16 protein-coding genes and 1 CRISPR repeat array (1 of these 17 running past the window's edge) are annotated in these 17,328 nt (G+C 70.3%); of the genes, 4 read left to right on the top strand and 12 right to left on the bottom strand.

Features of this window, described 5'->3' with window-relative positions; genetic code table 11:
- A CRISPR array of direct repeats spans positions 1 to 1,197; the repeat unit is 28 nt; unit sequence GGACCACCCCCGCGTGCGCGGGGAAGAC (it extends 1,461 nt beyond the left edge of the window).
- Between the two features lie 104 nt (positions 1,198 to 1,301).
- From BN6_RS09700 to BN6_RS09745, 9 genes are all read right to left on the bottom strand, one after another.
- Positions 1,302 to 1,913 (bottom strand): DUF4913 domain-containing protein, encoded by a 612-nt coding sequence (locus BN6_RS09700; RefSeq protein WP_015099409.1) that lies wholly within the window; start codon positions 1,911 to 1,913, stop codon positions 1,302 to 1,304.
- On the bottom strand, positions 1,910 to 3,676 hold the full coding sequence (locus BN6_RS45435) for a type IV secretory system conjugative DNA transfer family protein (RefSeq protein ID WP_015099410.1): 1,767 nt from the start codon (positions 3,674 to 3,676) through the stop codon (positions 1,910 to 1,912). The genes BN6_RS09700 and BN6_RS45435 overlap by 4 nt, the downstream gene beginning before the upstream one ends.
- Entirely contained in the window at positions 3,673 to 4,950 is a 1,278-nt protein-coding gene (locus BN6_RS45440) for an ATP-binding protein (RefSeq protein ID WP_148302792.1), read from the bottom strand. The genes BN6_RS45435 and BN6_RS45440 overlap by 4 nt, the downstream gene beginning before the upstream one ends.
- A gap of 137 nt (positions 4,951 to 5,087) precedes the next feature.
- Positions 5,088 to 6,602 (bottom strand): SCO6880 family protein, encoded by a 1,515-nt coding sequence (locus BN6_RS49510; protein ID WP_015099412.1) that lies wholly within the window; start codon positions 6,600 to 6,602, stop codon positions 5,088 to 5,090.
- Positions 6,596 to 8,695: a hypothetical protein gene (locus tag BN6_RS09725; RefSeq protein WP_148302793.1), complete on the bottom strand. Its 2,100-nt coding sequence runs from the start codon at positions 8,693 to 8,695 to the stop codon at positions 6,596 to 6,598. The genes BN6_RS49510 and BN6_RS09725 overlap by 7 nt, the downstream gene beginning before the upstream one ends.
- A gap of 40 nt (positions 8,696 to 8,735) precedes the next feature.
- Positions 8,736 to 9,344 carry a hypothetical protein gene (locus tag BN6_RS09730; RefSeq protein ID WP_015099414.1) on the bottom strand — a complete coding sequence of 203 codons (609 nt, stop codon included), beginning with the start codon at positions 9,342 to 9,344 and terminating at the stop codon, positions 8,736 to 8,738.
- Positions 9,345 to 9,357: 13 nt separating this feature from the next.
- Positions 9,358 to 9,678 carry a hypothetical protein gene (locus BN6_RS09735; protein ID WP_015099415.1) on the bottom strand — a complete coding sequence of 107 codons (321 nt, stop codon included), beginning with the start codon at positions 9,676 to 9,678 and terminating at the stop codon, positions 9,358 to 9,360.
- 10 nt (positions 9,679 to 9,688) lie between these two features.
- Positions 9,689 to 10,492 carry a hypothetical protein gene (locus BN6_RS09740; protein ID WP_148302794.1) on the bottom strand — a complete coding sequence of 268 codons (804 nt, stop codon included), beginning with the start codon at positions 10,490 to 10,492 and terminating at the stop codon, positions 9,689 to 9,691.
- Positions 10,493 to 10,623: 131 nt separating this feature from the next.
- Positions 10,624 to 11,244: a hypothetical protein gene (locus BN6_RS09745; RefSeq protein ID WP_015099417.1), complete on the bottom strand. Its 621-nt coding sequence runs from the start codon at positions 11,242 to 11,244 to the stop codon at positions 10,624 to 10,626.
- Positions 11,245 to 11,415: 171 nt separating this feature from the next.
- Here BN6_RS09745 and BN6_RS09750 point away from each other — a divergent pair, with 171 nt between their 5' ends.
- Positions 11,416 to 11,880 (top strand): hypothetical protein, encoded by a 465-nt coding sequence (locus BN6_RS09750; RefSeq protein ID WP_015099418.1) that lies wholly within the window; start codon positions 11,416 to 11,418, stop codon positions 11,878 to 11,880.
- A gap of 48 nt (positions 11,881 to 11,928) precedes the next feature.
- Here the strand turns inward: BN6_RS09750 and BN6_RS49515 are convergent, their stop codons facing one another.
- Both BN6_RS49515 and BN6_RS09760 read right to left on the bottom strand, forming a co-directional pair.
- Positions 11,929 to 13,005, bottom strand: coding sequence for a C40 family peptidase (locus BN6_RS49515; protein WP_015099419.1), 1,077 nt, complete (start codon positions 13,003 to 13,005; stop codon positions 11,929 to 11,931).
- Positions 13,002 to 13,697, bottom strand: a complete 696-nt coding sequence (locus BN6_RS09760) for a glutaminyl-peptide cyclotransferase (RefSeq protein ID WP_231905381.1) — start codon at positions 13,695 to 13,697, stop codon at positions 13,002 to 13,004. The genes BN6_RS49515 and BN6_RS09760 overlap by 4 nt, the downstream gene beginning before the upstream one ends.
- Here BN6_RS09760 and BN6_RS48475 point away from each other — a divergent pair.
- Together BN6_RS48475 and BN6_RS09770 are read left to right on the top strand one after the other, a co-directional pair.
- The gene (locus BN6_RS48475; protein WP_231905495.1) at positions 13,600 to 13,881 is read left to right on the top strand and encodes a hypothetical protein; all 282 of its coding nucleotides are present in this window, start codon (positions 13,600 to 13,602) and stop codon (positions 13,879 to 13,881) included. The genes BN6_RS09760 and BN6_RS48475 overlap by 98 nt on opposite strands.
- 144 nt (positions 13,882 to 14,025) lie before the next feature.
- Positions 14,026 to 14,568 carry a helix-turn-helix domain-containing protein gene (locus tag BN6_RS09770; protein WP_015099421.1) on the top strand — a complete coding sequence of 181 codons (543 nt, stop codon included), beginning with the start codon at positions 14,026 to 14,028 and terminating at the stop codon, positions 14,566 to 14,568.
- 7 nt (positions 14,569 to 14,575) lie between these two features.
- Here the strand turns inward: BN6_RS09770 and BN6_RS09775 are convergent, their stop codons facing one another.
- On the bottom strand, positions 14,576 to 14,824 hold the full coding sequence (locus tag BN6_RS09775; RefSeq protein ID WP_041312443.1) for a helix-turn-helix domain-containing protein: 249 nt from the start codon (positions 14,822 to 14,824) through the stop codon (positions 14,576 to 14,578).
- Between the two features lie 203 nt (positions 14,825 to 15,027).
- On the opposite strand from BN6_RS09775, the gene BN6_RS09780 reads away from it, so the two are divergent.
- Positions 15,028 to 17,325: a helix-turn-helix domain-containing protein gene (locus tag BN6_RS09780; RefSeq protein WP_015099423.1), complete on the top strand. Its 2,298-nt coding sequence runs from the start codon at positions 15,028 to 15,030 to the stop codon at positions 17,323 to 17,325.
- The last annotated feature ends 3 nt before the right edge of the window (positions 17,326 to 17,328 follow it).

The following is a 17,328-nucleotide window of genomic DNA, read 5'->3' on the forward strand; positions in this document are numbered from 1 at the left end:
AGACGGACCACCCCCGCGTGCGCGGGGAAGACAAACGTTGTGCCTCGGCCTTCGGAACACGCGCGGGACCACCCCCGCGTGCGCGGGGAAGACGGCGGCCGCCGGTGCTGCGTTCTGGTCGCGCTGGGACCACCCCCGCGTGCGCGGGGAAGACCGACTGGTTGACTGCGGATCACGGGCGGGCTCCGGACCACCCCCGCGTGCGCGGGGAAGACGGCGGCGTGAACCTCACGACGATCCAGACCGACGGACCACCCCCGCGTGCGCGGGGAAGACGATGGTGAAGGTGACCGCCCAGACCGGCCGGCCGGACCACCCCCGCGTGCGCGGGGAAGACCGCGACGCAGGCGGCGGCAGCGGCCGCGGCGGAGGACCACCCCCGCGTGCGCGGGGAAGACCACGTCGCCGACCAAGCCCTTGAGGTTGGCGGAGGACCACCCCCGCGTGCGCGGGGAAGACCACGTCGCCGACCAAGCCCTTGAGGTTGGCGGGCGGACCACCCCCGCGTGCGCGGGGAAGACGGCCTTGGCCAGCGTCTCTTCCTCGTCGGCGAGGGACCACCCCCGCGTGCGCGGGGAAGACCAGTTCGGGTGGGCGACCGTGTCGCGCCAGAACGGACCACCCCCGCGTGCGCGGGGAAGACTCGTGCCGCGCCTTGCGCGCCACCGCCTCGGTGGGACCACCCCCGCGTGCGCGGGGAAGACTTCAAGCACGCCCGCGACTACCCGCGCCCGCACAAGCGGACCACCCCCGCGTGCGCGGGGAAGACCACCTCGCGCTGACGGACCGGATCACGCCGCTGGGACCACCCCCGCGTGCGCGGGGAAGACCGAGATCACCGCCGGCGGGCAGTTCATCGTCAGCGGACCACCCCCGCGTGCGCGGGGAAGACCCCGACACGTGGCGTCGATGGTGGACCGTCGACGGACCACCCCCGCGTGCGCGGGGAAGACCCCGACCCGGCCGCCACCGCAGCCGCCGTCACGGGACCACCCCCGCGTGCGCGGGGAAGACGTGCGCGGGTAGTCGTAGCCGTAGCGCAGCAGGGGACCACCCCCGCGTGCGCGGGGAAGACTCGATCTGGCCGGCCCGGCTGGTGGTCTGCAACGGACCACTCCCGCGTGCGCGGGGAAGACAGCCGGTGCACGGCGAGGGGCACGTCGGGTGCCGGACCACCCCCGCGTGCGCGGGGAAGACGCTTCTTGACCTGGGAGGTTACAGGGCTACCGGCTAGTATTGATTCTGTACATTGTGGTCTCGTTTATGTCTGGTGTGGCTGTCAGTCGGTTGTCCGGGGGAGGTCACTGGTTGATCGACTCTGCGTGCCTGGGGGTATCCGGTAGGACGTGTGGGCGTGTCGTGATGTCCCGCGTGACGTGGTCGGTGAGTTGGGTGCTGCGGTCGTACAGGTGGCCGTCGGTGTCGAGGTAGTCGGTGGTTGTGGGTTCGTACCAGGGGGTGTGCTGATTCTTGTCGATGCAGCGGCGTAGAGGGGTGTTGGTGTCGGTGAGGCGGGTGAGGGTGGGCCAGAGCCAGCGGTCGCGGTAGTGGATAAGAGCCGAGGTGGGGCCGTTGGTGTCGTAGTAGGCGTCCTGCCAGGCGGCGTAGAGGGCGGTGAGGTCTTCGACTGCTCGTCCGTGGTGGTGCCAGCAGGGTGGGATGTGTTGGTGGTGTGGGAGTTCTTCGCGGGTGTTGATGTGGGTGACGAAGTCGTGGAGTTGGTGGCGGAGGGTGGTGGCGCGGTCGGTGTCGAGGTATTGCCAAGACCATTCGCCCGGCTCGGTGCGGGGTTGGCTTGGGTGGAGGGTTTCGAGTGCGTCGACGAGGTGTTCGACGGTGTCGGTGAGTTCGAGGTGCCGGGTGCGTAGTTCGGCGAGCGTTCTGGCCAGGTCTGCGGGGGTGGGGTTGGTCATGACGCGACGCGTCCCATGCGTTGCTCAGCCTGCTGTTTGAGCTTGTGCAGGTGCTGTGCGTCGGCGTGCTCGAACCAGGCGTCGAGGTGGACCACGGTGGCCGGTGTGTTGCGGTAGAGCAGGAGGGCTTGGCCGTCGGGCAGGGTGCGGAGCTGGTCGATGCGGAGGGCTTTTTCCCAGGTGTAGCTGGTGGAGCGGGTGCGTCGGAATTCGCCGGTGCTGGCGCTGGTGTTGAGGGTGTGGGTGTCGCCGACGAGACGGGAGAGGTCGTCGAGGGTGTCGGCTTCGGCTACGCCGCCGAGGATGAGGCGGGTGGTGACGGAGTTCCAGATTTCTCTTGTTTGGTCTTTGCCCCAGCGGCGTTGGAGTTGGCCGAGTCCTTGGCAGGCGAGGATCATGTGGATGCCGCGTCCGCCGGAGTCGGAGACGAGTTGGCCGAGGTTTTCGGGGGCGGCGACGTTGCCGATTTCGTCCCAGGGGCAGCGTAGGGGTGGGTCGAGGCGTCCGTCGGGGTAGTGGGTGGCGAGGCGTTTGGCTTGGTGGTGGATGTGCAGGGCGAGGGCGGAGGCGAGTGGTCCGGCGGAGCCGACGCCGCCTTCGCTGATGATGTAGAGGGTGTCGCGCGAGGTGAGGAACCGGGCGACGTCGAACTGCTCGCCTGCGCGGGGTGAGCAGGCGTCGAGCAGGCCGGGGGAGTTGAGCGGGTCGAGGACGAGGTTGAGGGTTTGGGCGATGCCGCCGAGCATTTCGCCTGCGGTGTTGGTGGTGAGGTCGCGCAGAGTGTGGGCCCAATGGGCGCTGGTGGGGGACCGGCGCAGGATGGTGGCGGGTTCGTCGTCGGTCCAGCGTGATGACCAGGCCAGCACGTCGCGCATGGTTTTGCCGGACAGGGCGGCGGCGTGGAGCCAGGCGCGCAGGACGCGGGCGGCGGAGTCGGTGAAGAAGCCGGCGTTGGTGGTGCCGTCCATGGGGCGGGCGGCGACGAGTTCGCGGGCTCGGCGGATGGCTTCGTCGGGGTCGTGGCAGCCGGTGACGGGGTTCCAGCGCATCGGTTCGGGCCAGCCGGTGACGTTTTCGGGGTCGAAGACGTGGACGTGGCCGAGTTGTTCGCGGATGCCGACGGTGGCGGCGAGGACGTCGCCTTTGGTGGAGGTGGTGACGACCGGGCCGGGGGCGTCCAGGACGCGGGGGATGATGCGTCGGTTGGTTTTGCCTTGTCTCGTGCCGACCATGACGAGTTCGGCGTCTTCGTGTTGGCCGTAGAGGTCGATGCGGTGGTGGACTGATCGGCCCATGTGGACGGCGATCTCCGACATCTGCTGGCGGGCCAGGTTGCCGGTGAGTGAGGGGCGTGCGCGGCGGGCTCGTGCGCGGGCGGCCGAGGCCCCGAGTGTCCGCCGGAGTTGACGGCCGGTGGCCAGGGTGTCCTCGCGGCGCAGCCGGCGCGCGGCGAAGGCTGTCGCGACGGTGGTGGCGGTTGATACGAGCAGTTCGACCAGGCCGGTGACGGTCCACCAGAGTGCGGGGTGGGAGTCGGGATGGCCGAACGCTGCTCCCGGATCGGCTGGATCGCGCAGCAGGATGACGGTGGCGCGTGCCCACCCGGCGGCGCGCCAAGTCCAGCCGTGGCCATCCAGCAGGGCGGTGAGCGCACCGCCCACCGCGAGGCCGGTCACCAGCCCGACCGCGAGCACCGCGAGGAACAGGGCGACCGCGAGGGCGAGGAGTTGGTCGTCGCCGTGCGGGTCGCGGCGGCCGGTCATGGGGTGCCGGTTTCGTGTGGGGTGTCGCGCATGGTCTGGTCGGTGTCGATGAGTTCCCATTCGTGTCCGCCGCGTAGGACGGTGTGGTCGACGAGGTAGGGGGAGTCGTTGATCTTCCAGAGGGCGGTGCCCTGTTCGAGGAGGGTGAGCAGGGTGGTCTGGGTGTCGTCGAGGTGGAGTTCGGTGGCGGTGGTGGCGAGTTGGTCGGAGCGTTGGCGGTAGAGGATGCGTGTGCCGCAGTCGGCGAGTAGGGCGCGGCCGTAGTACTGGGATTCTGGGGTGCCGCCGAGGAGGTCGGTGAGGCGGTGGCATAGGAGGAGGGTGGCGTTGCCGGTGGCGCGGGAGACTTTCTGGCCTGCGTTGGTGCGGGCCATGAGGGCGGGGAACCTGTTGAGGCGCCAGGCTTCGTCGTAGACGGTGTAGCGGTGGCCGGGGCGGTGGGCGAAGGCCAGTTCGATCACCGACTGGGTGGTGGCCATGACCAGGGCGACGGCGGTGTCGCTGGTCTTGACGCGGCTGATGTCGACGACGGTGGCGGTGTCGCGCCAGTCGAGTTGGTTGTCGGGACGGATGTCGTCCAGGAGTCCGGACAGGCTGCCGCGGGTCAGGGCACGGATCGCGAGGCCGATCTCGTGCGTGCGGTCGCGCAGCGTCGCCTGGTCGAGGTGGTGGAGTTCGGCCATCCGTTTGGTGGGGTCCAGCAGAAGGTCGACCAAAAGGCCGAGGTGGATGGGGCGGAGGCGGGTGAGGTCGCCATCGACGTCGCGCCACCCGGTGGCGGCAGTGAGGGCGGTTTCCAGGGCGGTGCGCTCGTCCATGGTCAGGGCGCGTTGGTCGGGGAGCAGGGTGCGGATCAGGGCGGCGAGGAGTTCCTCCCAGTGGGAGCGGACGATGGGCCACCACAGCTGGTCGGTCATGCCCTCGGGCTTGGGCGGGAGGGCCAGGGCGTTGAGGCGTTCGGTCATGCCCGGCCCCAGGCGCAGGACTCGGCCGCCGAGGGCGTCGACCACTGGGACCCATTCGCCGCGGATGTCGCCGGGTACGGCGAAGCGGCGGCCGAAGGCGACGCCACGGACGCACAACGACTTGGCGAGGGCGGATTTGCCGCTGCCGATGACGCCGGCGATGAAGATCCCGGCGTCGTGGAGCAGGCCGAGGGAGTAGAGCCGCCACGGGTCGAAGCAGAACGGGCTGCCGGAGAGCCGTTCCTGCCCGATGTAGGTGCCGACCGGCGGCAGGCCGACCCCGGCCAGCCACGGCAGGACGCCGCGCAACTGGGCGGTGGACTCGACGTGGGCGGGCAGCCGCATCCGGTGGACGACCCGACCCGCTCTCCGTCCGACGGGGCCCAGCCACGGGCGCGGCACCCACCCGGGCAGCGCATCCCCGACCTGTTCAGCCCGGTGGCCGGTCATCGCAAACCTCGGGCGAGGGGGAGTGCGGCGGCCCAGAAGCCTTGGTCCTGTTCCCAGTGCAGCACGTGGGGTTCCACCGTGGACTCGTTGAGGGCTGCTTCGGCCGCGCCCGCCTCGACTTCGAGTTCCTCGCGGGTGGTGGCGGTGATGGAGATGAAGCCGAGGAACCGGAAGTGGGCGAAGCCTTCGACGAGTTCGGCTTCGCGGCGGTGCAGGTCTTCGGCTTCGCGCCGGTCGGAGCGTTTGGTGCGGCGGTCGATGCGCCGGTTCATGGTCTCGCGGGCGTCGTCGGCCCCGGCCTCGACGTCGATGCGGGTCTGGGCTCTGCGGGCGGGGATCGGTTCCAGTACCAGGGAGAGGGTGCGGCGGGAGGTGAGGCGCAGCAGGAACGGTTCGAGGAAGCCGACCGGGACGCCGCTGTCGGCGCGCGGCCATTCCGCGATCCACCACGTCCGGTGCACGGCGGAGTCGGTCGCGTAGTGGGTACGGGCGGCGGTGGTGGCCATCGGGTGACACGCGCTCGGGTCGACACCGGAGGGCGTGCCGGAGTCGCCGCCGGCGTGGTCACCACGTCCGCCGCCGCGCCGGTCGAGCATCGCGGTGGCAGCAGGGTCGAACGCGGTGCGCACGAGGTAGGCCAAGCCGCGCGGGGGTAGCCAGCCGCGCACGGTGATCCCGGCCGACCGCAGGCCGCGTTCGACTCGGGTGATCTCGGCGAACAGCACCGAGGCCGCGCCATCCGCGCCGCCTCCTGCGGCTTTGATGCGTGCGCCGGCGCGTCGGGGGTCGAGTTTGAGGATCAGGAACGACTCGTGGCGTTGGCCGGCGCGGCCGTGCGTGCCGATCAGTTCCTCGTACGCGGCGGCGGCGAACGGGTTGGCGTGCTCGCCGCGCACGTTCCACTCCCGGCGGACCGGGTCGCCGGACTCGGGGATCACCCGCTGGAGGATCTGGATGCGGGAGAGTGGGCTGTCGGAGCGGCACAGCGAGTTGAGCACCGCGCCGAATCCGACGACGCGGTGGGCTTGTTCGGCGGTGTCGAGCAGGGCGAAGGTGTCCGCGCCGATCTCCAGCGCGGCGGCCATGCCGCCGTCGAGGGTGTCGGTGACGACGCCGAGGTCCCGGTCGCGGTCCTCGCCCACCTGGTAGGCGTGGAACCGCAGCCGCGACAGATCACCGGGCAGCTTCGGCCCGTCGGGCACCCTCTCGTGGGGTCGGAGGCGGAATGGGCCGCCTCGGTATTCGTGCTCGCCGGTCGACCGGGTGACCAGCCGCCCGAGCAGGATCGGAGCGAAGTCCACCAGTGGCCGTCCGAAAACCGGCACCAGTGCTGCCGCGACCAGCAGACCCGCCACGGCGAGTGGCACCGCTTTGAGCACGCCGGTGGTGTTCAGCCCGGTGACGGCGGTGAACAGCGCAACCACCAGACACACGAGTTGGGCGGAGGTCTTGCCCCACAGGACGCCGTCGCTGCGTCGCTTGGAGAAGCGAACACGGATCGCGGTCACCACCGACCCCCTCCTGTCGCCGGCCCGGACGGGCCGTTTCCGGGCTCCTGCGTGCCCGGTACGGGCGAACGGCTGGCTCCCGTGGACAGCGGGAGGTAGGGCAGGTGATCGGGGTAGGGGCTGTCGTCGGCACCGCCTGAAGTCACGCCGTCCATCGCCACTTGGCCCGCCACCGCGCCCACCGCCCCGGCGATCGCGGCGCTGGTCAGCACCGACCGCATCCCCGACGCGCTGCTCGTCGCGGACCGGTGAACCTGCTGAGCACCAACTGGTCGACCTGCGGACGGGTTCCGGGGCGGCGTGGAGATCGTCACGCCGCCGGCGGGCGACGACCGGGGCCCAGGGGTGTGCCCGGCCGGGAGTTGCCGGACACCGGCTCCGCCGGCGGGTAGGGCGGTGGAGGAGGTGGCCGACCTGAGTGCGGTGGTGGCGGTGGAGCCGCGGTTGGCGACCATGGACAGCGCGGCGGCCGTGGTCATCGCCAGCGACCCGCGCGAGGAACCGCCGCCGGGGCCGCCGTCGAGCGGGAACCACTTCACCACCACGAACGGCGCGACCGCCGCCACCCCGAGCGTGCCGACCCCGAGCAGCAGGTCCCCGAGCCCTCGGCCCTGGCCGATCCAGGTCTCGCCGAGCCGGAACACGATCACGGTCAACGGTTTGGCGATGATGCACGCCCACAGCACCGACAGGCCCTTGCGCGACCACTTCCGGGTGCCTTTCGGGCCCGCGCCGCCGGCGAGCTGCAACACCATCAACGCGACCGCGAGCACGATCGCGCCCTTGCGGAAGATCAATAGAAGGTAGGCGATTCCGGAGGCGAACGCGCCGAGCAGGCACACCACCATCACGAACAGCCAGCCGGTGGCGTTGGCCCCGCCGGAGGTGGCCAGGGTGTACATCAGCGAGAAGAACCGCGCGTACACGACCTCCGAGGTCCCCGCGGTCGCGCCGGCGAACCAGTCCGCGACCCGGTCGGACACGAATACCGCCAACGCGACCAGCGTCAACCCCACGCCCAGCCCGAATGCCCACCTCACCAGCCCGAGCGCGCCCTCGGCGAGTTCCCGGGTCCGCATCCGCACCGCCGCGATCACCGCGTTGACCAGGAACAGCAGCAGCACCAGGTAGGCGCTGACCGTGCCGATCGCGCCCAGCACCGACCGCAACCCCGGATCGTCGAAATCCACGGCGGTCGGATGCCGCAACGCGTCCAACGTGAGTTCCAGGCCGGTGAGCATCGCGCGGGCGGCGGCCTCGGCGAGGCACTTGTCGAACTCGGTGGCGCAGTCCATCGCACCCCACAACTTCGCCCCGGCCTGTGCCGCCGTCGCGCCGACGCACAACGTGCCCATCGTCAGCACGTTCGCCGGGATCGAACACAACGCGTCGACGCTGTCGCCGACCTTGCCCCAGTCCACCACCGACTCCATCGACCCGGTCGCGGTCCCGATCGGGACACCGTCCGCGACCACCCGCCCGGCCAGATTCAGATCCGCCGCCGTCACCCCGGAAGGGAAAGCGCGGCGGGCGAGGTAGGAGTTGAGCACCGCGCAGGTCCGGTCGATCACCCGCCGGTCGGTGCCCTGCGAACTCGCCGACGTGAGCGCGTCGCCGAGCTTGTCCCGGGGGATCGCGGCGCAGTCGATGGTTCCGTCGCCCGCGCGCGGCCACCACTGCATCGCCATACACCCGTTGTTCGTGCCCACGCAGGAGCCCACGGCGGTACGGACCTGGTCGATGCGGCGCTCGTTCTGCTCCTCGGTCCAGTGGTAGGCGGGCGAGAGCGGCGGGCGGGTCAGGCAGAAGCGCCACGTCGCCCGCTGCGGCGAAAGTTCCCTACGGTGGTTGACGATGAACGTGCACCGCAACTCGGCATCGTCGCGCAGGATCGCCTGATCCCCACCGCACACCGCGTCCGCCGGGACCTGCGCCGAAGGCCACGGGCAGCTCGGCGCGAGATACCACCACCGCCCATCCGCGACCCTCACCCGCGGATACTCCCGATCCGCGATCCGCACCATCTCGATCCCGGCCGTCGGTTGTGGCGTGCCGGTCTGAGCGGCGGCGGGCGCGGTGAAGACGAACAGGGACACCAGGACGAGCGTCGCGGCGGATCCCGACCGCGTCGCCGTGTCAGCAGCGGACATGGGGCACCGCCGAGTATCCCGAGCTGATCCGCAGGAACGCCGACGCCTTGTGCACCGCAGCGGCGGGCAGCGTGGCCGCCTCGGGCGGCGAGGACGGCACCCACCGCCCGTCACGCCATACCACCCAATAGGTCCACATCGCACTCACGACCTCACCCGCACCCACCGCAGTGTCCGCGGAGCGAAGCCAGTAGCCGTCGACCGACACCCGAGCCCGGTCACCGTCCCGGGCTTCGACCTTCACCGCCGCAGCGCCGAACAATGCGTGCCGGTACACGGGGTTCTCCTGCTCTGCCCACCCGGCGAACTCCTCCGCGACCTCCGGCCCTGTACCGAGACGGCGTGCCGCCTCCCGTACCGCCTGGCCGCCCTCGACCCGCCGGGACACCAGCGCCGCCAACTGGGCAGCGGCGGTCGCCGCCAGCGCCTCGTCACCCCGTTCACACTCCACGTCACGGGCAGCCCGCGCGTCCGAAACCGCGTCGCCGGCAGTTGTCCGTCCGAACAGGACACCACCGGCGAACACCGCTACCGCCACGCCGGACATCGCGAGAACCTTGACCGCAGGCTGGAATCCCCGTCGGTTGTAGTCCATCGGGACACCCCTTTCAGCCGGAGAACACCGAGTACATGAAATTGACCAGGATCGAGGCCAGCCCGACGACCGCGCCGAGGAACACCCCGCCCACCACGCCGCCGATCCCGACTCCGCGCGCGTGCTGGAACCCCAACCGCGGCCCGACCACGGCGATCCCGATCCCGATCACCACCGCCGCGAGCCCGCCGACCAGGACGTACATCGCGATCGAGTTGACCAACGACTCCATCGCCTCCAACCCCGGAGCGTTGCGGCCGTCCTCGATGTCGATCGGTGCCACCGGCCCGCCCTGCTGGACACGCCCCCACGCCGACCAAGATCCTTCGTTCATTGTCAACACCTCACAACTGTTGTGCGGAGAGAAGAAACACGGTCGCGGCGACTCGTTCGGCCGCCGCCCCGCTGCGCAGTACCGGCGCGGTCGAGTCGACGAGCGCCCGGTCGAACGGCATCCGCAGCACCGCCGCCACGGCACGCCCGGCGGCGGACTCGGCAGCGGCGGCGGCACGCGGCCACCGACCCGGCCGGTGCCGCACCACGACGACCACACTCCGGCCGGTCAGGTTCCGGCGCGTGTCACCGGCCAGCAGTTCGACCAGCCCTCCGCAGCGGCGCACCTCGCCGGCATCCGCCCGGCACACCACCACCAACACGTCGGCGACCACGGCACACACCCGTGCCACCGGGCCCGTGTCGGCCGGGCAGTCCACCACGACCATCCGGCTCACCGCCCGCAGCGCCTCGACCGCGTCCAGGACCTCCGCCGGACGAACCGGCTCCCACGGGCGTGTCGGAGGGACACCGCCCATCCGCGTCACCCAGCCACGCGACCCCGTAGCGGCCCCGAAGCACTCGGCGTGCCGTGCCTCGTGGACGACCGCGCCCAACGCCGGCACCGTACGAAGCCCGGCCCAGTCCAACGCCCCACCCGCCGAGCCCGGAATCCTGTCTGCGGCACCCGGCCAGACCGAGCCCGACGCGTCGACCACGATCACCGGTCCCGGCTGGTACGACGCCGCCGAGACGGCGAGCTGGGCGGCCACCGTCGACCGCCCCGAACCGGCCACACCCACCACCGCCACCACCCGGCCGGCCACCGACACTCGACGCAACACCTCCGCCGCCGCCCGCCCGTCGCGCGTCAACCGTTCGACAGTCGAGGCGGGACTGCGGGTGATCACGACGGGCGTGGGCTCCGCCGGTCGCAGGGCACGACGGACCGGGAGCGCCGCGGAGGTGGGGAACGGCACGGGCCGTCCGCCCCACGATTCGCCGCTCACCAGTGGTACCCGATCCGGTCGGGCAGCCATGACGGGAGAGGCTGAGCGGCAGGCTCCGGAGCCCCACCACCGGGCGGCGTGAGGTTACCGAGCCGCGCCGCTCTGGCCCGCAGATCCGTCGAGGACACCTCCGACCAGCCGGCCGCCCGCAGCCGCAACGGAAGGCCGTTGCCCGCCCGCGACGACAGCCGTGCACTGACGCTGTCCAACCCCGCCGCCAGTTCCCGGGACTCCCGGTCGGACAGATGGGACGCGGCATAGACCGGGCCCGTGTAAGAGACCGGAATACCCGCGTCGCGCGCGGCCACCGCAGCACGCAGCTCGTGCGCGTGATCCGCGACCCGGTCGCACAACGCCGTCGCATACTGTTTCTGCCGCACCGTCACCGCCGAGAACGCCTCGACCGACCCCGACAGATCCACCAGCCGGCCGTCCACCATGGACAAGGTCATCTCCTCCACCAGTCGATCGGCATGAACCGTCCCGCGCAGCACGAAATGCCACTCGACCCCCGCCGCGTACGCCACCGGATCCGCGGACGGGACGGCGTCCGGAGACGCCGCTTCCACCCACTGACCGTCGAACCCCACGAACCCCTCGTTCTCCAGACCGGTCACCGACCTCACCCCGCCTCTCCGATGCCTTCCGCTTCACGTGATCGCTCTTGCGTTTCTTCACCTGACCTCCGTGTCCGGCTGGTAAATCGATGCGGCGTCCTCCGGCCGTCGAACCAGCTACGGTTGCGGGTCGACGCTGTGCACGGCTTTGTCGAGAGGACCGGAGGTCGCATGTTCGGCGCTGAACGGCAGGAAGCCTTGGAGAATCGGATCGCCGAGCTGGAACGCGCGGTCCAGACTCTGACCGCGCACGCCGGCCCGGCACGACCGAAGCCCGCCGACACCGCCCGGCTGGAAGCCCTCACCGCACGGGCCGAAGCAGCCGCCGCGGTCCTGCACTCCAGGGACTCGCCGGTGCCGCTCGCCGACGGGTTCGAGGGCCGGATCGACACCCTCTACCGGGCCGAGGTCACCGGGTTCGTGGCGGTCTACTTCGTCACCGGCCGCACCGCCAAGGTCCAACTCCTCATAGGCACCACCAACCCACCGACGCGCGTCGTGGGCGTGGTGGACTCCCGCGGCTCCCACCAGTCCTACGCCGGCGGCATCGTGCGCGCGGGGGAGTACTGGGCGGCGGCCTCCGCCAGCAGGCGTCCGAACCTCGACTTCCGGGTCCACTTCACCCCACTGTTCTGACAGCGGCCTCCGCACGACACCACCACCTCTTCCTTGGCACTCCTGGCTTCACGGGATCGGGCGCGCCGCGACACCGCGGAAATCTCCGCCCAGCCGCACCGGCGACACCTTCACCACGTCACCCGACTGCGGTGCTTCGACCATCCGGTGTGCTCCGTCGAACTCGCCGAGGTACATGGCCACGTGGTGGGTCCCCCAGAACAAGAGGTCACCAGGCCGGGCCTGGGTGAACGGCACCACCAGTTCCGCGCCGGTCAACTGGGAGTCCGACGGCCGCGTGATTCGCACTCCGGCCTGCGCGTAGGCGTACAAGGTCAAGCCGCTGCAATCGAAACCGACCTTGTCGAAGTCCCCGTGCGCGTCCGCGACCCCGCCGTCTTGGACGCCCTTGGTCGGCCCGTTCTCGTCCCCGCCGCCCCACGAATACGGCGTTCCCAGCCACGCCAACGCCGCGCCGATCGCCTTCGCCACCTGCTCCGACGCGGCCACGATCGTCCCGGCGATCTTCGCCTCCGGTGGCAACACCACCGTGTTCCCCACGACCCGTACCGACACCGGTCCCGCCACCGCCTGCTCCGCACAGTCAGAACCGCCGCCGTACAACGCGGTGACCACCGCCTCGGCCCACCGCTGGTGCCGCGCGTACCACGAAGCACCTGCTCCGCTCGCTTGCACCACCTGTGCCAACTCGTGGTTCGGCCGCGGATCGGACACATAGCCGGGAACCCGCTTGAGCAACACCGAGAAGAACCCCGCCGCCGCCCGCCCTGGGTCGGTGCGGTCATAGCCTGCATACGCGTCGAACGGCCCCGGTGCGATCTGCTGGAACGCCCCGACCGCCTCACCGACCACGACGTCGGCGCGCAACGTGCTCTCCTGCATCGCTGTCTGCAACGCGATGGTCGCTCCACGCCGCTCGATGCTGTTTTCCCGTGCGGAGCGCAGAATCGCCTCCACCACCGAAGCCTGCTGAGGCGACATCGGCGGCGCACCGCCGCCTCCGGACTGGCCGACCGCGCAGGTGTTGACATCGTTCGTGGCACCCGCATCCCACTGCGTGGTGAGCAATCCACCGCCCACAACGATCGCCATGACCACGGCGGCCAGCACCAGGAGCACCTTCATCGCCCGGCCCCGTCCAACCGGACCTTGAACCGATGACGGAACTCCCCCGAAACCCACAACTCGCCCGGGTCTCCTGACGCGGCGATCCCGCCGACGGCGCCACCTGCGCCAGGCTCCTCCGCGCGAATCCGCGCCAGGCTCGCAACACCTGTGACATGACCGTTTGCCAGGTCGACCCGGACCAGCCAGTCCGACCCGACCACCACCGCCCAGACCTGGCCGCGCCCGTCCTCGCGCACACACGCCAACGCCCCGAGCCGCTGCCCCTCCGCCCAATGACCCGACACCGTGACCGCACGAACCTCGCCGAACGTCCCGGAATCCCGCAGCACCAGCCGGTTGGTCCTGTCACTGGTCACCACGAGCCCGTCGATCCCGCACAAACCCCACGCCGCACCGCCGATGGCGGCCCGTCGCCTCTCGACAAGAGAGGCCGGATCGCGCAACACCGCGACCTCGGGCGAGACGACCTCCCACAGCCCTTCGGCCGTCAGCGCCACACCGGCCGCACCACGCCGCCCGGCGGACTCCACCCGGCGCAACTCGCGCCCATCCCGGACATCCACTACCCGGACTACCGATCCGCCAGGTGACGTGACCGACTCGACCAACCCGACCGGCGACAGCGTCAAGCCGAGACTGGCGAGCCCATCCGTGGCCGTCTTCGCCACCACACGGACCGACGCGAACACCCGTGCCTCGACGGATGGCGTCGGGGTGGGGCTCGGCGGCGACGCCGCTTCCGTCACGCACGCCGCCGGCGCGGCCGACATGGCTATCCCACACAACACGCGAACTGTGAACCCACACTTGCCCATGGCAGACCTCCATGACAGCGCGAACGCGCTCCAGCCTCACGTCGAAAAGCTGCTCTAGATGCTTCGAAGTCCTGAATTCCTGGGTTCCCGCAGGCCGGTGGAAAGTTGCTCTTTCGGCAAATGGGAAGGTGGAATAAATGTGCGCTACCGAGTTACCTTTGGTGCATCCCGGAATTCCGGCGAATCAATCGGAAGGTGCGCGATGTCGTTCGACACCCACGAAATACCGCGGTTCGACCCGATCTCTCTGGCTCGGCACCGCCGCCGAGCCGACCTCACCCAAGTCGCGCTGGCCCGACAACTGTCGGTCCATGACAACAAGATCTACCGGTGGGAGAAGGGCCTCACTCCGATCACCGCCGCCGAGTTGCGTCAGGTTGCCCGCGAACTCCGGGTCGTCCCGCCGCAACTCCAGTTGCCGCTGACCGCACCGCCCACGCTGGTCGACCTGCGCAGCCTCGCCGCCCTGACGCCGGCCGAACTCGCCGCCAGGCTCTACATCAAGCCCAAGCGCCTGCTCCTGTGGGAACACGGCCGCCTCGGTGAACCCGGCGAGCACGGCCCCCTGCTCGCCGCGACCATTGGCGTCAGCGAGACGGCCATGGACCACCACGAACGCACCGGACTGCTGCCTGTCGCGCTGGCTGTGCGCCTGGCCCACGCCCTGCGCGTCACACCGGGACTGGCCGCAGCCGCGTTCCACTTTTCGCGCAGCACGGACCAGCAGTTGCCCACGGCCGCGTGACCCGCAGCTACGCCGCGTCCCCACTGGAACCCGACCCGGAGGACAGCACCGTTAGCCGGGTGCCCATCACGTACCGGCGCCTGACGTCACGCTCCAGCACACCGGCTTTCCACAGCGTCACCAACAGCCTGTGGACAGTCGTCATCGGCAACGACATCTGCCGACAGATCTCCGACATGCTCACCGCCTGCTCGCTCGCAGCGACGACATCGAGCACCCGCAGGACACGTCCAAGGTAGGCCCGCTCGTCGGGCACGTTGGGTGACGGCGACGGGACTTCGGGCTCCTCGAATGGATTACCTGTCACCCGTCCGGTGATTCGTGACTCTGTTACCCCGCACGATCGTGGGTGTGTAGACATATCCTCGACTCCTCGGAAGTTGCCGCCCAATGGGCGTCGACCGGTCTTCCGAGTGTCAGAACCGTTTGGGGGAGAGGCAAGGGGGAGGGTGCATTCGAATGGAAGGAATAAAGAATACGTCGGTTGCCGAGGAGGACTTCGCGGAGCAGCTTCGCCGGGCCAGGGGCCGTGAGTCGCAGTCGTCGGTGGCGAGGCGGATGAAGTACAGCGCCAGTCACTACTCCAACGTGGAGAACGGGCTGAAGCCGCCGACCGAGGACTTCGCCCGTGCCTGCGACACCGCCTTCGCGACGGGTGAAAAGTTCGTCACGCTGATCAGTCACACGCAACCCAAGGGCGGGCCCAAAGCCCGCGCACGCCCCGCCGAGTTGCCTCACTCACCGCGACTGGTCGGCCGTATGACGCTGCTCGACACCCTCGACCGAGTGCTGGACACGCCGAATGACGGTCATTCGCCTCTCGTCATCGCACTCGACGGGCAAGCGGGCGTTGGCAAGACGACCCTCGCCATCGCCTGGGCCCATCGTGCCAAGGCGGCGTACCTCGACGGCCAACTGTTCGTGGACCTGCGCGGCTATGCCGCAGACGGTGACCCGGCAGATCCCGACCAGGTGCTCGAACACATGCTCACAGTGCTTGGCGTCCCCGTGTCCGAGATCCCGGTCGGCGTCGACTGGAAGGCCGCCGCGTTGCGCACCGTCCTGGACGGCACGCGCACCCTGCTCGTGTTCGACAACGCCGCCGACATTGACCAGGTGCGCCCGCTCATCCCCGCCGAACCCGGCTGTCTGGTCGTCGTCACCAGCAGGCGCCGCCTCTCCGGACTGGCGGTACGCCATGGCGCGCACACCCTGACCGTCGACAGCTTCGACGAGTCCGATGCGTTGGCCCTCCTTCGCGACGTCGTCGGCGACGAACGGGTCGACCTCGACCCCGACGCCGCCCACCGGATCATCCGGTCCTGCGGTGGACTGCCCCTGGCTGTGCGGGTCGCGGCCGAGCGGGTGGCGGCCAGCCGCCATCTCACCCTGACCGGGCTCGCCGACGAACTGTCCAGCGAGAGCCAACGACTCGACGTCCTCACCCTGCACGACATCGACACCGCCGTGCGCGCGGTGTTCTCGTGGTCCTTCCGCGCCCTGGAACCGGCCGCCGCGCGGACGTTCCGCCTGCTGAGCCTGCACCCAGACCGGGAGTTCGGCGTCGGAGCCGCGTCGGCGCTCACCGGCTACCCGATGTCCGAGGCAACCCGGCTGCTCGACACCCTGAGCGGCGTGCACCTGCTGCACGAAGTCGGCCACCGCCGCTACCGCTTCCACGATCTGGTCCGCGACTACGCGGTCGAACGAGCCGCCGCCGTGGAGACCATTGACGGCGCCATCTGTGCGGTGCGCGCCCTCGCGTCCTGGTACCTGTGCACCATGGCCGCGGCAAACAGGGCGATGTCCCCGAATCGTCCTCAGGTGCCGATTCCCGACACGGTGGAACCGCCTGCGGAGCCGCTGGTCTTCACGACCGTTCACCACGCGGTCCAGTGGGTGGAGGCAGAACTGGCCAACCTGGCCGCGATATCGCGCCAGGTGGCCACCCTCGGTATCCATGACCTCGCCTTCGGATTTCCCTTCGTCATGGGGTACTACCTGTACTGGCGGCGCCCCTGGCACCTCTGGGTCGGGCCGATGGAGACAAGCCTCGCCGAAGCACGGCGCCTGGGTGACACCGCCGCCCAGGCTTCCATCCTGAACAACCTCGCCACCGCGTACCTCGACCTCCACCGCGTCCGTGACGCCCACGACAGCTTCGCCGAAGCGATGCGACTGCGGGTTCACGACGGCGACCGCCGAGGTCAGGTGTGGAGCGGGATCGGAATAGGCCGGTCCTTGCAGGCTCAGGGTGATCACGCCGGAGCCCACGAGCGCTACCTCACGGTGCAGGCGTTGTGCACCGAACTGGGAGACCGGTGGGGGTGGGGCATTGCCACCGCCTACGTCGGTGACGCCCGCCGCGCGCTGGGCGACTACGACGCCGCCCTCGAAGCGCTGGAGCAGAGCCAGGCCGTGATGCGCGGACTGGACGATCCCCAGTCGCAGAGCTGCGCGCTGGACAAGATTTCCGACGTCCATCGCGACCGGGACGACCAGCCCGCAAGGCTCGCCTACCTCCAACAAGCCCTGATCGCCAGCTCCGGTGCCGCCGACCGGTGGGGGCAGGCCGAACTTCGCCGCAAACTCGGCCAACTCCACCTTGAACACCGACGCCCGGAGCAGGCCCGCCAGGCCTGGACCGAGGCGCTACAACTGTTCGAGGCGCTGGGGGACACCAGGGCGGTCGGCCTGCGCGCCGACCTCGCCCGGTTGGACGCCGGCGACCTGCCGACACCGCGCCGCGCCGGCTGAACA

This window comes from Saccharothrix espanaensis DSM 44229 (assembly GCF_000328705.1).
In the GTDB taxonomy this organism is placed as follows: domain Bacteria; phylum Actinomycetota; class Actinomycetes; order Mycobacteriales; family Pseudonocardiaceae; genus Actinosynnema; species Actinosynnema espanaense.